This is a genomic window from Agrobacterium sp. V1 (assembly GCF_030518355.1).
Taxonomy (GTDB): domain Bacteria; phylum Pseudomonadota; class Alphaproteobacteria; order Rhizobiales; family Rhizobiaceae; genus Agrobacterium; species Agrobacterium cucumeris.
In genome coordinates, this window is record NZ_JAULSF010000002.1 from 1608819 (window position 1) to 1624543 (window position 15725).

Consider the following 15725-nt stretch of genomic DNA (forward strand, 5'->3'; position numbering starts at 1 on the left):
AGATCAAACCGCTACGCGCTCATATCGTTGAGGGAGCTGAAGCGTGAGATCACGCGAACTGCCTTCAGCACGTTCCAGAAACAGGCCGAGCGCACCGAAGAAGATTTCGATAAAGCTTTGAACGGAACCGTCGTGGCGATCCGCCTCGCGGCCGAAGCGTTCCGCAAGTGCCCGATAGAGCGAAAGCCGCTCTGGCCGGATATGCGGCAGGGCAAGACCCGCGCCCTGACGCAGGCAATACCAATCGGCAATAAGCTCGAACATCGGCAACTCAGAAGCCAGCACGAGGCCGTCCGATGTGGATGCGCCCTTTTTCCCAATCAGGCCAATAACATCCTGCACGGTTTTATCCGCAACGGCCGCCACAACCTCAGCCGGCCATTCCTTGATGAAATAACGGTGCCTGATCAGCGCCCTTTTGTGGCCAAGCAGAAACTCACCGTAGTTGCCCGCCGCAAATGCCCGGTCCTCATCTTCGCCGGCCAGCGCCATTTCCTGCGCATAGCCTCGACAAATGCGGCTGTTGATCGGCAGAGCGTCCATCTCCACCGTCTCCACAGTGATTTCCTGTCTCGACGGGTGGACAACCTTGAAGGCGGGCGGAAAGGCCACCAGCGATGGCACGGCGATATTGGTGAGCGAATTCTCCCCGTCCCCTCGCCTTGTCACACCTTCCACATGCAGGTGCCCGCTGAAATGGATGGCAAGCCCGGCGTCGCGCAGCGCATCCTCCACCGCTTTGCGCGGCGTGCGGCGCACGACATTGGTTTCGCCGAACAGCGCGCCCTCGGCACCGCTTGCGCCATCAAAAGGATCGAGCGCCGGATAGTGGGAAAAGCCAAGCAACGTTTTGCCGAGCACCTCTGCCCTATGACGCACATCGGCAATCCAGTCGATAATGAAGGGCTTGCAGCGCAAAAGCGCGTTCCAGCCGCCGGAAGTGCTGTCGGTAAAGGCTGCTTCTTCACCTTTTTCGAATGCACCGTCGAGCGGTTCGAAAATATTGGCGTCGATCATCAGCAACCAGAGACCCGGCTCCGGCTCAACGAGATAGGAGGCATCCATCAGCTGGTAGACATTGCGGCCATCGGGCGAGCGCACCTCGTATAGGCGGTCCTCTGCCAAGTCGGAGAGACCGAACGGCGTTTCCCAATGAATATAGTCCGGCTGGCGGAAATATCCGAAAGCCGCCATGGGGCCGAGGCCCGCTGGATAGCCCTCGCAATACATCCGGTCGCTGATAACAACCTTGTCTCCGGCCCGCCGTGCATCGCTCGAAACGGAAAGGCATCGGCCATTATCCGTCAGGAATTCCTTGGTATGGTGCCGGCCGCGCGGGCCAAAAATATCGTGGTTTCCGGGCAATGCATAAAAGGCGGTACCATGGGCATCGCGATGTTGCTCCAGAATGCCCTTCAGCGTTTCGCTGGTCGCCCGCTGGCCGTCATCGGTATAGTCGCCCAGCAGCACCACATGGCGAATGCCGCGCTGCCGCACCTCTTCCAGCGCCGCATGCAGCGCATCGGCGCTCTCGTTGAAAACCCGGGTGGATTCGCGTGTGTCCGACCAGCTGCGCATGGTGATGCGCTCACCATCAATCTCGATGCCCGGAAATCCGAAATCGGCAGCCGTGTCATGAAAATGCGCGTCGGCAATGACGGCAACGGAGGGAAGCGCACGTGTCAGCATGATTGGTTGGTCTTTCTGCCTTCTACCATGTCGATCCAGTCGGAAGCACGGCGGGCGGCGGCATAAAGCATGGGTTTCGGCGTCTCGAACCATTCGTCGGGCCGCAATTCCCGCCTGGTGCGGATCACGGAAACCGCATCGTCAAGAGTGGGGTAAAGATGAGGCTGCTGCTTGTGGAGGAAAAGCGCCACCAGCGACACGGAGCGGCTGCGGCCACTGCGGCAGTTGACCAGCACATTGCCGCCATCTGGAAACGGATAGGTTTCGCGCTTCGGCATGGTCTGGCGCAGCGCGCCGTCAAGAATGTAATAGGCCCCCAGCATCATGGTGTCGGGGCTGCCCTCCCCGTCGATCAGGCCAAGCTTGTAATAGCGGATATCGCCATAACCCACAGGGCGTCTGTCGCCCTCTTCCGCCGCCGCCTGCACGAGATTGATATCGAGGTTGACGGCGCAATTGACGACAGTGGTAATGCCGTGCCGGCGCAGGAGCCCGAGATCGCTCGCACCATCGCTGCCGCCGATGTAAAGCGCAGCATTATGCGGGCCGAGCCCTTCCGCAATCAGGCTGATTGCAGGCCGGGCATAAACGGGTCCATCCATGTCATTCCTCCACATGCGCCAAGCCGCCCTTTCGAGGGCTAAGCTTCGCCTAAAATCAGGCCGATGCGACCCGCTGCCCACCGGATGGCTGCCGCTCAGCCAGAGGTATGCTCGATGCCTCACTCACACCTTTGGCAACACCACCGGCTGCCGCCAGCACCGGCCCGCCATCCTCAAGACTACCGATTTCCAGGAAAGGGCAGACATCGCCGCCAGCTTCGCTGACGAGTAGCAGTCCCGCAAGACAATCCCATGAATTCATATGCAATTCGAGATAGGCATCGGAGCGGCCATCAGCCACATAGGCAAGCGCCATGGCCCCTGAGCCGGCGCGGCGGACATTGGTGCCCATATCGAGCAGGTTCTTGACGACATCGAGATAGATGTCATTCGCCACGCGGGTCGACCAGCCCATTTCGATCGACGCCGCATCGAAACGCTCCGTCTCCGACACCCGGATCGGCAAGCCGTTGCGCGTCGCCCCCTCCCCGCGACGGGCGAAATAAAGCTCGTCAAGCGCGGGATTATAGATCGCGCCGAGCTCGGTTCGCCCGTTTTCGACATAAGCGATGGAGATGCAGAAATGTGGAATGCCGCGGGCGAAATTCGCAGTCCCATCGATGGGATCAACGACCCAGACGCGCTCGCCAATCTCCCCGCCGCCTTCTTCTCCGAGAAAGCTGTCGTCAGGAAAACACGCCGCGATGGCGCCGCGAATATGCGCTTCGGAGGCAGCATCCGTCACGGTCAGAAAGTCCTGCGGCCCCTTCATCGAAAAGCTGCGCGTCGCTTCGCCCTGAAAGCCTTTCAGCACCAGTTCCCCGGCGGAAAGAATAACGCTGCGGCAGAGTTCGGCGCGAGCCGTCAATGTATCCGGATAAGGCATCGAGTCCATGCGCAACAACCATTTCCCTTAGAGTGAACGCGTGTTCATATTGCACACGTGTTCAATGTTTTCAAGCGCGATTTTTGGAGGAATTGATTGTTTCGGATCGGACATGGCGAATCCTGCCCGTGCAGGATATCCATCGCAATTGATGGCGCTGAATTAAACGTTTGTTCTGGATCACTCAAGACGTATCAGCGCACTTTGACCAATGCAAATGATGTGTTGCGACAGACAATTGTACACATCTCGAGGTTGATATGGTTTTCCCTCGATTAACCCTGTGTATTTTCAATGATGTAACTGTATTTATGTTATCAACGCCGCTCTCTACTTGATGAGCGGCCAATGAAAATACTAACTGCCAAACAAAAATTTCAAAATTTCATGTCCGTTCGATCTGACAATCCGGACTTGCTGAAAGCACAGTATCGCGCCTTCACACGGCAGATGCCGATGATGTATTTCATACTGCTTTCAAGTACATGGGCGCTGGCCATTACGCATATGCAACTGGCGCCGTTTTGGCTCACCATTGGAGTTCCCACTCTTTTCACCCTTGGCTGCACGCTCCGGGTCGCATTCTGGTGGAAGACGCGCGGCATCGACCCGAAGCCGAAAATGGCCCATGCGGCACTCCAGCGCACAAACCGCCTGGCGGTTGGCATCGCCATGGCATTCACGCTCTGGTCTTTTTTGCTGGTGCCTTACGGGGACGCCTATATGCAGTCTCACGTCGCCTTCTACATGGCGATCACGGTGATTTCCTGCATCTTCTGTCTGATGTATGTGCGCTCTGCCGCCTTCATTGTCACCCTCATCGTCAACGGCGCGTTCATCGTCTTCTTTCTGGCATCACGGCAACCGACATTCATCGCCATTGCCATCAATGTTCTGCTGGTCTGCGCCGGCATGATGTCCATCCTGTTAACCAACTACCGCAATTTCGAACGTATGGTCGTCTCGCAGCAGCGTACGGAAGCGCTGAGCAACGAGAACCTGCTGCTTGCCAATATGGACAGCCTGACCGAGCTGCCCAATCGCCGCGCTTTTTTCACCCATCTGGAAGTCGAGCTGGAAAAAGCCAGAGCCGCAGGAACCCGGCTGGCATTGGGCGTCATCGATCTCGATGGCTTCAAGCCGGTCAACGACCTCTATGGACACTCCGTTGGCGACAGACTGCTGGTCAATGTCAGCAAACGCCTTACCGCCAATCTGAAAGCCAGCAGGGCGTTCCGGCTGGGCGGCGATGAATTTGCCATCGTTGCTCCGATCATACCCGATGATGCGCAGCTCGTTGCCAATGCCAATGCAATTTCAGAACAGCTAAGAGCGCCCTACCATATGCCGGAGGGGACGGTGCATGTTTCCGCCTCGATGGGGATAGCCGTCTTTCCAAATCTCGCCTCCACGCTGGAACAGCTTTTCGACAGGGCAGATTATGCCCTTTATCATGCCAAGAAGACCCGGCGCGGCGATGCCGTCCTGTTCGACGCGGAACACGAAAAGCAGATCAATATCGAAGCCCGCATCGAACATCTGCTCAAGCAGCGCGACATGGAAAACGAGCTTTCAGTGGTGTTCCAGCCAATCGTCGATATACACGATGGAGGAACCGACGGTTTTGAGGCGCTGGCGCGCTGGCATAGCCCGATCCTCGGACACGTGCCGCCCACCCAATTCTTCTCCATTGCCGAGCGCGCCGGCATCGTCAGTTCGCTGACGCGACCGCTTCTCAAGAAGGCGCTGGCTTCCGCATCACAATGGCAGCCCTCGCTCAGGCTATCATTCAACCTCTCGGCCCATGATCTCAATTCCTGCGAAGGCGTGCTGTCCCTGATCGGCATCATCGAAAACAGCGGCTTCGATGCACGGCGTCTTGACCTTGAAATTACCGAAACGGCCTTTGCGCATGATTTCGAACAGGTCAGGCAGTCGGTCGAAATGTTGCGACGTCTCGGCTGCGGGATTTCTCTGGATGATTTTGGCACGGGTTATTCCAGCCTGACGCGGCTGCACGCCCTGCCTCTTACCAAGATCAAGATCGACCGCAGTTTCGTGACCGACCTGCACGAAAAGCCGGCGAGCTACAAGATCGTCAAATCGCTTCTCACCCTCAGCCGGGATATGGGACTGGAATGTGTGGTGGAAGGGGTCGAAACACCGGAAGAGCTTGCAGCCCTTGAAGGCCTCGGCGCCACGCTGGTGCAGGGCTATGTTTATGCACCGCCGCTGCGAGAAGAAGATGTCGATGAATTTCTTTCCTGGCGCCGCGCGGCGACCCGCAACAGCGCAGGAAAGTCACAAGCTGCCATTGCAAGTTGACCTGATGGTAGAGGCAAACGGCCGCCCTTTTTCGGCCGGTAGGGAGAGGAGGACCAAGCACCTCCCGCAGAAGGGCTGCCTGCTCCTCCGGTTGTTCGGACGGGCATCCGCCAGGGACCCAACAATGTACCGATGAGAAATAACCTGCCTTTGCCCGCCGCAAATTTGGATGGAACGGTTTTGCAGTGCGGGAGTTTGTTTTGTGCAAACCAAGACAGGAGGAAGAACAATGGATCACACCAATCACGTACGCCTGGTTGAAACGGAACTCACACCTTCGGTGCTCGAAGGAGCGACCGTTTATGGTGCGGACGACCACAAGGTCGGCAAGGTTGACCATGTCCACGGCGTTGGGGCCGGTAGCACCGCGATCATCGATGTCGGCGGCTTCCTCGGCATCGGCGCAAAGCCCGTGGCCGTGCCGCTCAGCGATCTCGATTTCATGCGGGATGAGGATGGTGATGTCCACGCGGTTACGTCATGGACGAAGGACCAGCTGAAAGACATGCCCGAGCATCGTCACTAAATCCATCCCACCACACTTCAGAAGCGCCCGGCCATTTGCCGGGCGTTCGTTTATATGGGTCACTCCCTGCCCGCTTCCGCCCGCAAATGGAACGCTTGCGCATGTCAGGCATTTTCATTGCGCGCAATAATTGATTGCAAGGCATTCAAGGGGACAACAATTGAACAGTCAGATTCAGGCCAGCCCGCTGAGCATTGACGACGTGACCGTCATCGATGACGAAAAGGTCAAAAAAGCCGTTACCGCCGCCGCCCTCGGCAATGCCATGGAGTGGTTTGACTTCGGCGTTTACGGTTTTGTCGCTTACGCTGTCGGCAAGGTCTTTTTTCCCGAAGCTGCTCCCGCGGTTCAGACGGTGGCGGCGCTGGCAACATTTTCGGTGCCGTTTCTCATTCGTCCTCTCGGCGGCATTTTCTTCGGTGCGATGGGTGACAGGTTCGGGCGGCAGAAAGTCCTCTCTCTTACCATCATCATCATGGCGGCCAGCACCTTCTGCATCGGCCTCATTCCGGGTTACGCGACCATCGGCATATGGGCGCCGATCCTTTTGCTGCTCTGCAAGCTCGTTCAGGGTTTTTCCGTCGGCGGCGAATATACCGGTGCGGCCATCTTCGTGGCAGAATATGCACCGGACCGTAAACGCGGTTATCTCGGAAGCTGGCTCGATTTCGGTTCGATTGCCGGCTTCGTGCTTGGCGCGGGGTTTGTCGTGCTGCTCAGTACCGCCTTGGGAGAGGCGAAATTCCTCGACTGGGGCTGGCGCATCCCGTTCTTCCTCGCCGCGCCGCTCGGGCTCATCGGCCTTTATCTCCGCCACGCCGCGGAAGAAACCCCGGCTTTCACCGAACGGCTGCAGCGTGCCGAGGAAGAGGATCGCCAGTCGCTTAAGGAGCGGCCGATGGTGCCGATCGCGGAAATCGCCAGAGAGCATACAAGATCGCTGGCGATCTGCATCGGCATGGTTCTCGTCACCAACGTGACCTATTACATGCTGCTCACCTACATGCCGACCTATCTGTCGAAAACGCTGAATTACAGCGAGGATCACGGCGTTCTCATCATCATTGCTGTCATGGTCGGCATGCTGTTCGTCCAGCCTGTAATCGGGTTGCTCAGCGACCGGATTGGCCGCAAGCCGTTTCTTGCCGTTGGCAGCACGGCGATCCTGCTGTTCTCGCTGCCGGCCTTTCATTTCATCGCCAGTGGCCAGGTGGTGCAGATATTCTTCGGGCTGCTCATTCTCGCAGTCGCACTCAATTGCCTGATCGGCATCATGGCCTCGACCTTGCCCGCCCTCTTCCCGGCCCGCATCCGCTACAGCGCTTTGGCAATCGCGTTCAATATCTCGATCATCGTCGCCGGGCTGACACCAACGGTAACCGCCTGGCTGGTAGAGGTGACTGAAAACATCTACATGCCGGCCTATTACCTCATGGTCGCAGCCGTCTTCGGCATCATCACGACCTTCTTCCTGAAGGAAACCGCCAACCGGCCGCTTTATGGCGATACACCAAATGCCTCCAGCCGAAAGGAAGCGAAATCGCTTCTGGCCGAGCAATATCTGCATATTGAAAAAAGCGTCGAGGAGATTGACGAGGAACTCGTCAAACTGGAGGAGCAGAAGAGGATTTTGCAGGCCAAACGTGACGAACTCGTCGGCCGCCATCCGGACCTGACCTGACAACGCCATATCAACAAACGAAATGCGCGGCGGTGCATCCTGCACCCCGCGCATTCGTTTTAGTGGTTTTCAGCGATCCGCTTTGAGACCAGCTTGTCCTGTCTCAAACGGCGAGGAAACCGCCATCCACAGGCAATACGGCGCCGGAAATCATTTTGCTGTCATCCGACAGCAGCAGCGCGATGCTCTGTGCCACCTCTTCGGCTTCGGCAAAACGGTTAAGCGGATGGCGAACCATCATCGGCTGGCTCTTGACCGGATCGTTCCAGGCTTCCGCCGCCAGTTCGGTGAGCGTGATCGTCGGGGCAACGGCGTTAACGCGGATTCCGTGTGCGCCAAGTTCCTTGGCAAGAACACGGGTTGCGCCTTCAAGACCTGCCTTCGACGCTGCGTAACACAGGTGATCCTGAAAACCGCGATGGCCGGCGATGGACGTGATGTTGACGATGGCGCCACCGCCACCCTTGGCGACACGAGCGCGGGCGAATTCCTGGCAGGTGACGAGAGCGGCACGCAGGTTGATGCCGAGAACGGCTTCATAACCCGCATCGCTCATGTCGAGCACGCTTTCCAGCACATTGATGCCGGCGCTGTTGATCAGGAAGTCGCACGGGCCAGCTTCCGCCATGGCGGCACGGGTGGCGGCAACATCGGCAAGATCGACGCGGATCGAACGGCCGCCGATTTCGCTTTTCAGGCTGTCGAGATCGGACTGCGTGCGGCTGATCGCCACCACTTCCGCACCGCGTGCGGCCATCAGTTGCGCACAGGCACGGCCGATGCCTTTGCCTGCGCCGGTGATGATGACGGATTTTCCGGAAAACTGCATGGAATCCTCGTTATTTTGCGGCCAATCCGGCCGGATGATCTAAACTTGTGACAAGGCTCAGGAATGGCTGGCGGATCGAATGGCCCGCGCCGCATTCTGGAGCGCCAAAAACGCGTCGTACCGCGACTGATGAACCTTCTGAAAAACAGGATCAGGCGAAGCACAGCTGGCGATCCGCGACATGGCAGGCATCGCCGCCATCAGGTCCGGATAGGTTCCGGCGGCAACCGCGCCAAGCATCGCAGATCCGAGAAGCACCGGCTCTTCGCATTCGGTGAGTTCGACCGGGAGGCCAGTCGCATCGGCCAGCAACTGCCGGGCAAGCGGATGAGCGCCGGCCCCACCGCTGACACTGATGGTTTCCACCGGCGCGCCGTTGCGAGCCTGCGTTTCGATGATCTGGCGAAGCCCGTAACCGAGGCCGAGAAGCCCCGCCACATAAAGCGCGACAAGGGAATCCACGCCGGTCTCCATGCCATAACCGGCAATGACCGCGCGGGCATGCGGATCGGCAAAGGGGGCACGGTTGCCGAGAAACTCCGGCACCACATGAAAATCCTCGGCGACTTCAGCTGCGGCGGAAGCGGATGCGGCAAGGCCGAGCGCGCGGTCGGCAAGCCAAACCGGCAAGGCTTTGCCTTCCTTCTCGGCAAGTGCCTTCGCCTCGGCGAAAGCCGGGTGCAACTGCACCAGATAATCGATGGCCGCACCGGCGGCAGACTGGCCGCCCTCATTCAACCAAGCGCCGGGAACCATGGCGGAATAATAGGGGCCCCAGACACCCGGCACGAAGGCGGGGTCAGTGGTGGTGGTCATCGTGCAGGACGAGGTGCCGAAGACATAACCGAGGCATCGCGATGCATCACCGCCGGCAGCCACGGTGCCAACGCCACCGGCATGGGCATCGATCAGGCCCGCCGCAACCGCCGTGCCCGCAACCAGCCCCATGGCTTTTGCCGCCTCTTCGGTCAGGCCGCTACCCAGCGCCGTGCCGGGATGGACTACGCTTTCACCGATGCGGCGGAAGCCCTGTTCGGCGAGATCGCCAAGCCCGATGTGGTTGAAATATTCCGCATCCCAGCGGTTTTCATGAGCAAGATAGGTCCACTTGCAGGTTACCGTGCAGGCGGAACGATCAAGCGCGCCGGAAGCCTTCCATGTCAGAAAATCCGTCAGGTCGAAGAAATGCTCGGCACGGGCATAGACATCCGGCCGGTTTTCACGAAGCCACAAAAGCTTCGGCGTCTGCATTTCGGGAGAGATGCGGCCGCCGACATATTTCAGGACGGCATGTTCGCCAGCGTTAATGCGCTCCGCCTGTTCGACGGCGCGATGATCCATCCAGACGATGATATCGCGTTCGGGATGATCGGCAGCGCCAACCGGCAGGGTCTCATCACTAGGCCCGCGAACAACCAGCGAGCAGGTCGCGTCAAAACCGATGCCGGCAACTTCGGCCGGATTAATGCCGGCGCGGGAAACGCTTTCGCGCACGCTGTCGCAAACCGCCTGCCACACCTCACCGCTCGACTGTTCGGCAATGCCGCCATCCTCGCGGTGCATGCTGATCGGGCGCTTGGCGGTAGCGAGAAGCTTGCCTGCGACATCGAAGACACCGGCCCGCGCCGAGCCTGTCCCGACATCGACACCAACAAGGTAGGAAGCCATTTGCGATACTCCTCGGAGCGGATCATCCGGTGCTTGAACGATATGGAGCGGCTGGACCGGTTCCGATTTCCCCAGCCGCTCCAGAAGTTTTTAAACGCGGTCGAAGTTGGTCGGAAGAACCAGCATGTCGCGGATGGTGACGGTGCGCTTGCGCGTCAGCATGTAGATGACCGCATCGGCCACTTCGCTCGCATCGATAAGGCTACCCGATTCCTTGGCCTTGCGGAGGTTTTCCTCCGGCCAGTCCGCCAGAAGTGCGGAGACGACCGGGCCGGGAGAGACCTGTGCGACGCGCACGCCGTGCGGGATCATCTGGCGGCGCATGCCCTGCACGAAGCTGGTGATCGCCCATTTCGAGCCCGAATAGACCGGCTCCCAATAGGTCGGGAAATGACCGGCGATCGAGCAGGTGACGATGATATCGCCCGTCTTGCGCTCCGACATGTGCGGCACGACGGCCTGCACATTCTTCATCACGGCGTTGACGTTGAGGTTCAGCATCTTGTCGATGGCTTCAGGCGTCGTTTCGGTCAGCTCACCGCCGATATAGGTGCCGGCATTGCAATAGAGGATGTCGATATGATCGACTTTCCCTAGGATTTCCGGGATCATGGCGTTGCAGCTGTCGGCATCGAGCAGGTTCGTCACCTGCGGAATGGCGCGGTCACCAAGCTTGGCGGCCAGGTCTTTCAAGGCTTTCTCGTTCCAGTCGACCATGACCACGGTTGCGCCCTGTTCCAAGAGCGCTTCTGTTGTGGCAAGCCCGATGCCGGATGCGGCACCGGTGATGACCGCGATCTTGCCTTGCAGCGATTCAGACATTTAATTCTCCTGCGTTTATGAAGATATTTCCGGGCCGGCTCAGCGCCATTCGCGCCCGATATAGATGGCCAGCAGAATGATGCCGCCCTTGATGACATCCTGCAGATAGGGGTTGATGCCCATCAGGTTGAGGCCGTTATTGAGAATGCCGAGTAGCACTGCGCCGATGAGCGTGCCGAGGATGAGACCCCTGCCGCCGGCAATCGCCGTGCCGCCGAGAACGACCGCTGCGATGGCATCCAGTTCGAAGCCGACGCCGGCATTGGGCTGACCGCTCATCAGGCGGCCGGTGAGGATGAGGGCGGCAAGTGCTGCGGTGACACCCGAAATGCCATAGACGGCAAGTTTGACACGCTGGGTCTTCACACCCGAAAGGCGGGCGGCAAGTTCGTTGCCACCGAGTGCATAAACGTGGCGGCCGAAAGCCGTGCGCTGCAACAACACCCAGGCAATGGCATAAATCACCACCATGATGATGACCGGTACGGGAACGACACCGACGCGGCCGACGCCGAACCAGGAAATCCAGCTCGGAATGCCGCTGACCGGATAACCGCCGGAATAGATGAGGCCGAGGCCACGTGCCATGCCCATGGTGGCGAGCGTGACGATGATAGCCGGCATCTTGCCCCAGGCGACGAGCGCGCCGTTAAAGATGCCGATGCCAAGACCGATGAACAGGCCGGCCGGCAAAGCAACCGCGGGAGACAGACCGGTATTCACCATAAGCCCGGCCGACAGCGTGCCGACAAGCGCCATGACCGCACCGACCGACAGATCGATGCCGCCGGTGAGGATGACGAAGGTCATGCCGACGGCGAGAATGCCGACGACGGAAACCTGCCGCAGCACGTTCATGATATTGTTGACGCTGAAGAAATTGTCGCTCGCAAGCCCCATCAGGATCGATACGACAATCAGGCCCGCCAGAGGCAGGGCGAGCGGCGAACGCAGCATGGCGCCGAGACTGAAACCGCCCGTTTTCGCGGCAACGCCGGTGTTTGCATCAAGCGACATGTTCAACTCTCCCGGTGGTGGCGTTTGTCATTATTGTTTCTGAATTGATGTCTTCGCCCTCGACCGTGGCGACGATGCCGCCGGAACGGAAGACGCAGACCCTGTCGGACATGCCGATCACTTCCGGCAGCTCCGAGGAGATCATGATGATCGAGTATCCCTTGGCAGCGAATTCGCGCATCAGCGAGTAGATTTCCGCCTTCGCGCCGACATCGATGCCGCGTGTCGGCTCGTCGAAGATCAGAACGCGCATGTCATGGTTCAGCCAGCGGGCGATGACGATCTTCTGCTGGTTCCCGCCCGACAGCGTGTCGACGCGGGCATAGGGCCCCTGCGCCTTCACCTGCACCTGCGCCATAGCCTTTGTCGTGTGCTCCAGTTCCTTTTTGAGATCGAGGAACCAGTGGGCCTTGCGGTATTTGCGATAATTGTTGAGCGAAATATTCTGCAGGATGGAGAAACTGGTGATCAGCCCCTCCTCCTTGCGGCTTTCCGGAAGCAAACCGATGCCGCGCATCAGCGCTTCATCAGGCCCGGAAAAACGCGTGTCCACACCGTCGACCTTGATCTTGCGGCGCGAGGCGGAATGCGCGCCCAGCATGGCAAGAACCGTTTCCGTGCGGCCCGAGCCGACAAGTCCGGCAAAGCCGAGAATTTCGCCCTTGCGTAGCGCAAAGCGCGAGACGGGGCCGCCCTTCTTCAATTGCAGCTCTTCCACTTCGATCACCTTTGCGGCGGAAGGATCGAGCGGCGGCTTTGGCGGGAAGCTGGATTCGATGCGCCGGCCGACCATCATCTCGACGAGACGATCGTTGTCGACCTCCGAAGTCAGGCAGGAACCGATAAGCTCACCATCGCGCAGAACGGTGATGCGGTCGCAGATCTCGAATATTTCTTCGAGGTGATGGGAAATGAAGATGATCGCCACGCCCTGACGTCGCAGTTCACGCATGACCTTGAACAGATGTTCGGTCTCGGACGGCGTGAGCGTCGCGGTCGGCTCGTCAAGCACGAGAATGCGGGCATCGAGCGACAGTGCCTTGGCGATTTCGACAAATTGCTGCTGGGCAACCGAAAGGCGATGCACCGGCACGTCGAGCGGAACATCCACGGCCAGACGGCTCATGATCTCGGCCGCGCGCTTGCGCATGGCGCCCTTGTTCAAAAGGCGAAGCGGCCCACGGATCTCGCGGGCAAGAAACATGTTTTCAACGGCATTGAGATAGGGGATCAGGCTGAATTCCTGAAACACGATACCGACGCCAGCGGCAATCGCCTCGTCATAATTGGCGAAGCGGCGATCCTTGCCGTCAATGCGGATCGTCCCGTCTGATGGCTGCAAAATGCCGCACAGGATCTTCATCAAAGTCGACTTGCCGGCACCGTTTTCGCCCAGAAGCGCATGCACCTCGCCGGCGCGCGCCTCAAGGTCGACGCCGCGCAGGACTTCGATCTTGCCAAAGCTTTTTCTTATTCCATTCAGTTCCAGCATTTCACCCTCCTCAATGGTCGGGATTTAACCCCGCCCCCATACTAGATGGGGACGGGGCCTGGGAGGAGTTCTTACCAGCTGAACTCGCCGGCGTTTTTGCTGTCGACGACCATAACGTCGATCGGGACTTCCTTCGGCACCACGCGTGCGCCCCACTTCTGGGCAAGCGCCATGGCAAGGCCGACACGCACCTGGTCACGCGGGAACTGCGCGGTGGTTTCGATGAAAGGACCACCCTCGGCAATCGCCTTCACTGCTTCCGGAGCGCCGTCTACCGAGGTCAGCTTGATGTCCTTGCCGGAACCCTGAATAGCGGCGAGTGCACCCATCGCGCCGCCGTCATTCACCGAGAAGATACCGGCGAGGTTCGGACGCGACTGGATCATGTTTTCAACGACGCCGAGAGCAACGGAGCGGTCCTGACGGCCGTTCTGCGTGTCGACCAGCTTGATGTCCGCGAATTCGGCAAGCGCTGCCTTGCAACCTTCAACGCGCTGCAGGATCGGCACGACCGGGATACCATCGAGGATCGCGACTTCACCCTTGCCGCCGAGCGCGTCACCGAGATGCTTGCACGACTTGTAGCCCGCGTCACGGTTCTTCGAGCCGACGAAGGTGTCGACCGGGCCGTTTGCGTTGGCGTCGACAGCAACGACGATCACGCCGGCAGCCTTTGCAGCATGCACGGCGGCTTCGATACCGGCGCTGTCCGTCGGGTTCAGAAGCAGAATGTCGATCTTCTGCTGAAGCATGTCTTCAACGTCGGAAATCTGCTTTGCCACATCGTGGCCGGCATCGGTCACGACAACGTCAGCGCCGATGCTTGCTGCGGCTTCTTTCAGCGCTTCCTGCATCGATACGAAATAGGGGTTGTTCAGCTCCTGGAAGGTCATGCCGATCTTCAGCTTTTCCTGCGCCAGCGCCGGAGCGGCCATCATTGCGATTGCAGCTGTTGCCATCAGAAACTTGGATTTCATTTTCATCTCACTATTCCTCCCGTTTGGAAAGTTGGGGCAACAAGTGCCCGTTTCCGGACAGCCCTCTGCCCGAATTGGTAAAAATCGGCGATGTGTCGCTGGTTTAATCCGCCATGACCGCTGCCTTCTGGGCTGCGAATATGGTTCGGAACCTCGACGGCGACATTCCCTTCAATTTCAGGAAATGCCGGTTAAAATTCGAAAGGTTGGAAAAGCCCACATCGTAGCAGACCTCGGCCACCTTCACGTCCTGATCTGCCAAGAGCATCTGGCAGGCAAGATCAATGCGTAACTGATTGCGATACCGCACCAGCGTCGTTCCCGTATGACGCTTGAAGGCACGGGAAAAGGCACTCGGGCTCTGGCCCACCATGTCGGCAAGATCGATTTCCTCGACCTGTTCCGTCAGATGCTGGCGCAGATGCGACAGAGCGCGGTTGATGCCGCTGTCGCCGATGCCGGTCAAATCAAGTTCATAGCTCAGGCTTGCCAGCACCTCGGAAGACGGCGCGTTGACGAGCAGATCGAGAATTTCCCAGAAAAGCGCAAGCCGCGTCAGCCCCTGCGCCTCAATCAGCCGAAGCACCAGCGGACGAACCCGGTCACTCGTCTCGTCGTCAAACAGAATGCCGCGGCGGCTGCGATCCAGCAGGGCGCGCACCACATCCATTTCGGCCATGGAGGTGCAGGCATCCTCGATAAAGCTCTCCGGAAACTGGATCACGAGAGAGCGTGTCGGCACGATCTCGTCCGGCTCGATCTCGCTGATCCAGTTCTGGGGGAGATTAGGACCGGTCATGATGAGCTGACCGGGGGTGAAGCGACCGACGAAGTCACCGATATAGAACGTGCCTGACGTGGCAACGACCAGGTGAATTTCATATTCGGGATGATAATGCCAGCGCACGGTGCGGAACGGATAGCCATGCCGCCAGGCAGCGAAGGATTCGCCCTTGCGGATGTGTACCAGTTCCAGATCGGGCTGCATTAATATTCCTCCCATCAGTCACGTCCGCCGCATTTGCGGAGCAAGGCCATTCCTCTTTATGGCTCGTCCCAGGCGTTAACGGGGAGCATATGGCCTGCCGCGCATTTACTTCCACATCAAGCCGGGGAAATTACCGATACTTTTTTGACTATTTTTTGTCGGAAATTGAATAGTTGCATGCAGAGGCTGCCAATTAAGCTGGCAGTTGCGCCGATTTTTTCGC

13 protein-coding genes are annotated in these 15725 nt (G+C 58.9%); 3 read left to right on the forward strand and 10 right to left on the reverse strand.

Translation table 11 applies throughout. The features are described from left to right. Positions 1–3: 3 nt before the first annotated feature. The 3 genes from QSV77_RS21240 to QSV77_RS21250 are packed head-to-tail and all read right to left on the reverse strand — an operon-like array spanning position 4 to position 3186. On the reverse strand, positions 4–1689 hold the full coding sequence (locus QSV77_RS21240; protein ID WP_302734968.1) for a metallophosphoesterase: 1686 nt from the start codon (positions 1687–1689) through the stop codon (positions 4–6). Then, positions 1683–2291 carry a dual specificity protein phosphatase gene (locus QSV77_RS21245; RefSeq protein WP_302734969.1) on the reverse strand — a complete coding sequence of 203 codons (609 nt, stop codon included), beginning with the start codon at positions 2289–2291 and terminating at the stop codon, positions 1683–1685. The genes QSV77_RS21240 and QSV77_RS21245 overlap by 7 nt, the downstream gene beginning before the upstream one ends. A gap of 55 nt (positions 2292–2346) precedes the next feature. Next, positions 2347–3186 (reverse strand): inositol monophosphatase family protein, encoded by an 840-nt coding sequence (locus QSV77_RS21250; protein WP_302734970.1) that lies wholly within the window; start codon positions 3184–3186, stop codon positions 2347–2349. A gap of 339 nt (positions 3187–3525) precedes the next feature. On the opposite strand from QSV77_RS21250, the gene QSV77_RS21255 reads away from it, so the two are divergent. From QSV77_RS21255 to proP, 3 genes are all read left to right on the forward strand, one after another. Next, positions 3526–5502 carry a bifunctional diguanylate cyclase/phosphodiesterase gene (locus tag QSV77_RS21255; RefSeq protein WP_302734971.1) on the forward strand — a complete coding sequence of 659 codons (1977 nt, stop codon included), beginning with the start codon at positions 3526–3528 and terminating at the stop codon, positions 5500–5502. Between the two features lie 229 nt (positions 5503–5731). Further along, positions 5732–6028 (forward strand): PRC-barrel domain-containing protein, encoded by a 297-nt coding sequence (locus QSV77_RS21260; protein ID WP_003522015.1) that lies wholly within the window; start codon positions 5732–5734, stop codon positions 6026–6028. Positions 6029–6188: 160 nt separating this feature from the next. Further along, complete coding sequence (gene proP / locus QSV77_RS21265) at positions 6189–7709, forward strand: glycine betaine/L-proline transporter ProP (protein WP_302734972.1); 1521 nt, start codon at positions 6189–6191, stop codon at positions 7707–7709. Positions 7710–7812: 103 nt separating this feature from the next. On the opposite strand, the gene QSV77_RS21270 is transcribed toward proP, so the two are convergent. From QSV77_RS21270 to QSV77_RS21300, 7 genes are all read right to left on the reverse strand, one after another. Then, positions 7813–8538, reverse strand: coding sequence for an SDR family oxidoreductase (locus QSV77_RS21270; protein WP_065117861.1), 726 nt, complete (start codon positions 8536–8538; stop codon positions 7813–7815). A 57-nt stretch (positions 8539–8595) separates the two neighbouring features. Continuing rightward, positions 8596–10206, reverse strand: coding sequence for an FGGY-family carbohydrate kinase (locus tag QSV77_RS21275; protein ID WP_302734973.1), 1611 nt, complete (start codon positions 10204–10206; stop codon positions 8596–8598). A gap of 90 nt (positions 10207–10296) precedes the next feature. Then, on the reverse strand, positions 10297–11028 hold the full coding sequence (locus tag QSV77_RS21280; RefSeq protein ID WP_065117863.1) for an SDR family oxidoreductase: 732 nt from the start codon (positions 11026–11028) through the stop codon (positions 10297–10299). A gap of 39 nt (positions 11029–11067) precedes the next feature. Further along, a complete protein-coding gene (locus QSV77_RS21285; protein ID WP_142842952.1) occupies positions 11068–12045 on the reverse strand; it encodes an ABC transporter permease in 978 nt (325 codons plus the stop codon). Then, the gene (locus QSV77_RS21290) at positions 12035–13537 is read right to left on the reverse strand and encodes a sugar ABC transporter ATP-binding protein (RefSeq protein WP_110758793.1); all 1503 of its coding nucleotides are present in this window, start codon (positions 13535–13537) and stop codon (positions 12035–12037) included. The genes QSV77_RS21285 and QSV77_RS21290 overlap by 11 nt, the downstream gene beginning before the upstream one ends. A gap of 71 nt (positions 13538–13608) precedes the next feature. Then, the gene (locus QSV77_RS21295; protein ID WP_080820364.1) at positions 13609–14520 is read right to left on the reverse strand and encodes an ABC transporter substrate-binding protein; all 912 of its coding nucleotides are present in this window, start codon (positions 14518–14520) and stop codon (positions 13609–13611) included. A gap of 97 nt (positions 14521–14617) precedes the next feature. After that, positions 14618–15502, reverse strand: coding sequence for a helix-turn-helix domain-containing protein (locus QSV77_RS21300; protein ID WP_269702367.1), 885 nt, complete (start codon positions 15500–15502; stop codon positions 14618–14620). Positions 15503–15725 lie beyond the last annotated feature (223 nt).

Bases quoted from the DNA above. Each gene is read 5' to 3' on its own strand.
- QSV77_RS21240 (WP_302734968.1), bottom strand. From the start codon at position 1,689: ATGCTGACACGTGCGCTTCCCTCCGTTGCCGTCATTGCCGACGCGCAT.
- QSV77_RS21245 (WP_302734969.1), bottom strand. From the start codon at position 2,291: ATGGATGGACCCGTTTATGCCCGGCCTGCAATCAGCCTGATTGCGGAA.
- QSV77_RS21250 (WP_302734970.1), bottom strand. From the start codon at position 3,186: ATGGACTCGATGCCTTATCCGGATACATTGACGGCTCGCGCCGAACTC.
- QSV77_RS21255 (WP_302734971.1), top strand. From the start codon at position 3,526: ATGAAAATACTAACTGCCAAACAAAAATTTCAAAATTTCATGTCCGTT.
- QSV77_RS21260 (WP_003522015.1), top strand. From the start codon at position 5,732: ATGGATCACACCAATCACGTACGCCTGGTTGAAACGGAACTCACACCT.
- QSV77_RS21270 (WP_065117861.1), bottom strand. From the start codon at position 8,538: ATGCAGTTTTCCGGAAAATCCGTCATCATCACCGGCGCAGGCAAAGGC.
- QSV77_RS21275 (WP_302734973.1), bottom strand. From the start codon at position 10,206: ATGGCTTCCTACCTTGTTGGTGTCGATGTCGGGACAGGCTCGGCGCGG.
- QSV77_RS21280 (WP_065117863.1), bottom strand. From the start codon at position 11,028: ATGTCTGAATCGCTGCAAGGCAAGATCGCGGTCATCACCGGTGCCGCA.
- QSV77_RS21285 (WP_142842952.1), bottom strand. From the start codon at position 12,045: ATGTCGCTTGATGCAAACACCGGCGTTGCCGCGAAAACGGGCGGTTTC.
- QSV77_RS21290 (WP_110758793.1), bottom strand. From the start codon at position 13,537: ATGCTGGAACTGAATGGAATAAGAAAAAGCTTTGGCAAGATCGAAGTC.
- QSV77_RS21295 (WP_080820364.1), bottom strand. From the start codon at position 14,520: ATGAAAATGAAATCCAAGTTTCTGATGGCAACAGCTGCAATCGCAATG.
- QSV77_RS21300 (WP_269702367.1), bottom strand. From the start codon at position 15,502: ATGCAGCCCGATCTGGAACTGGTACACATCCGCAAGGGCGAATCCTTC.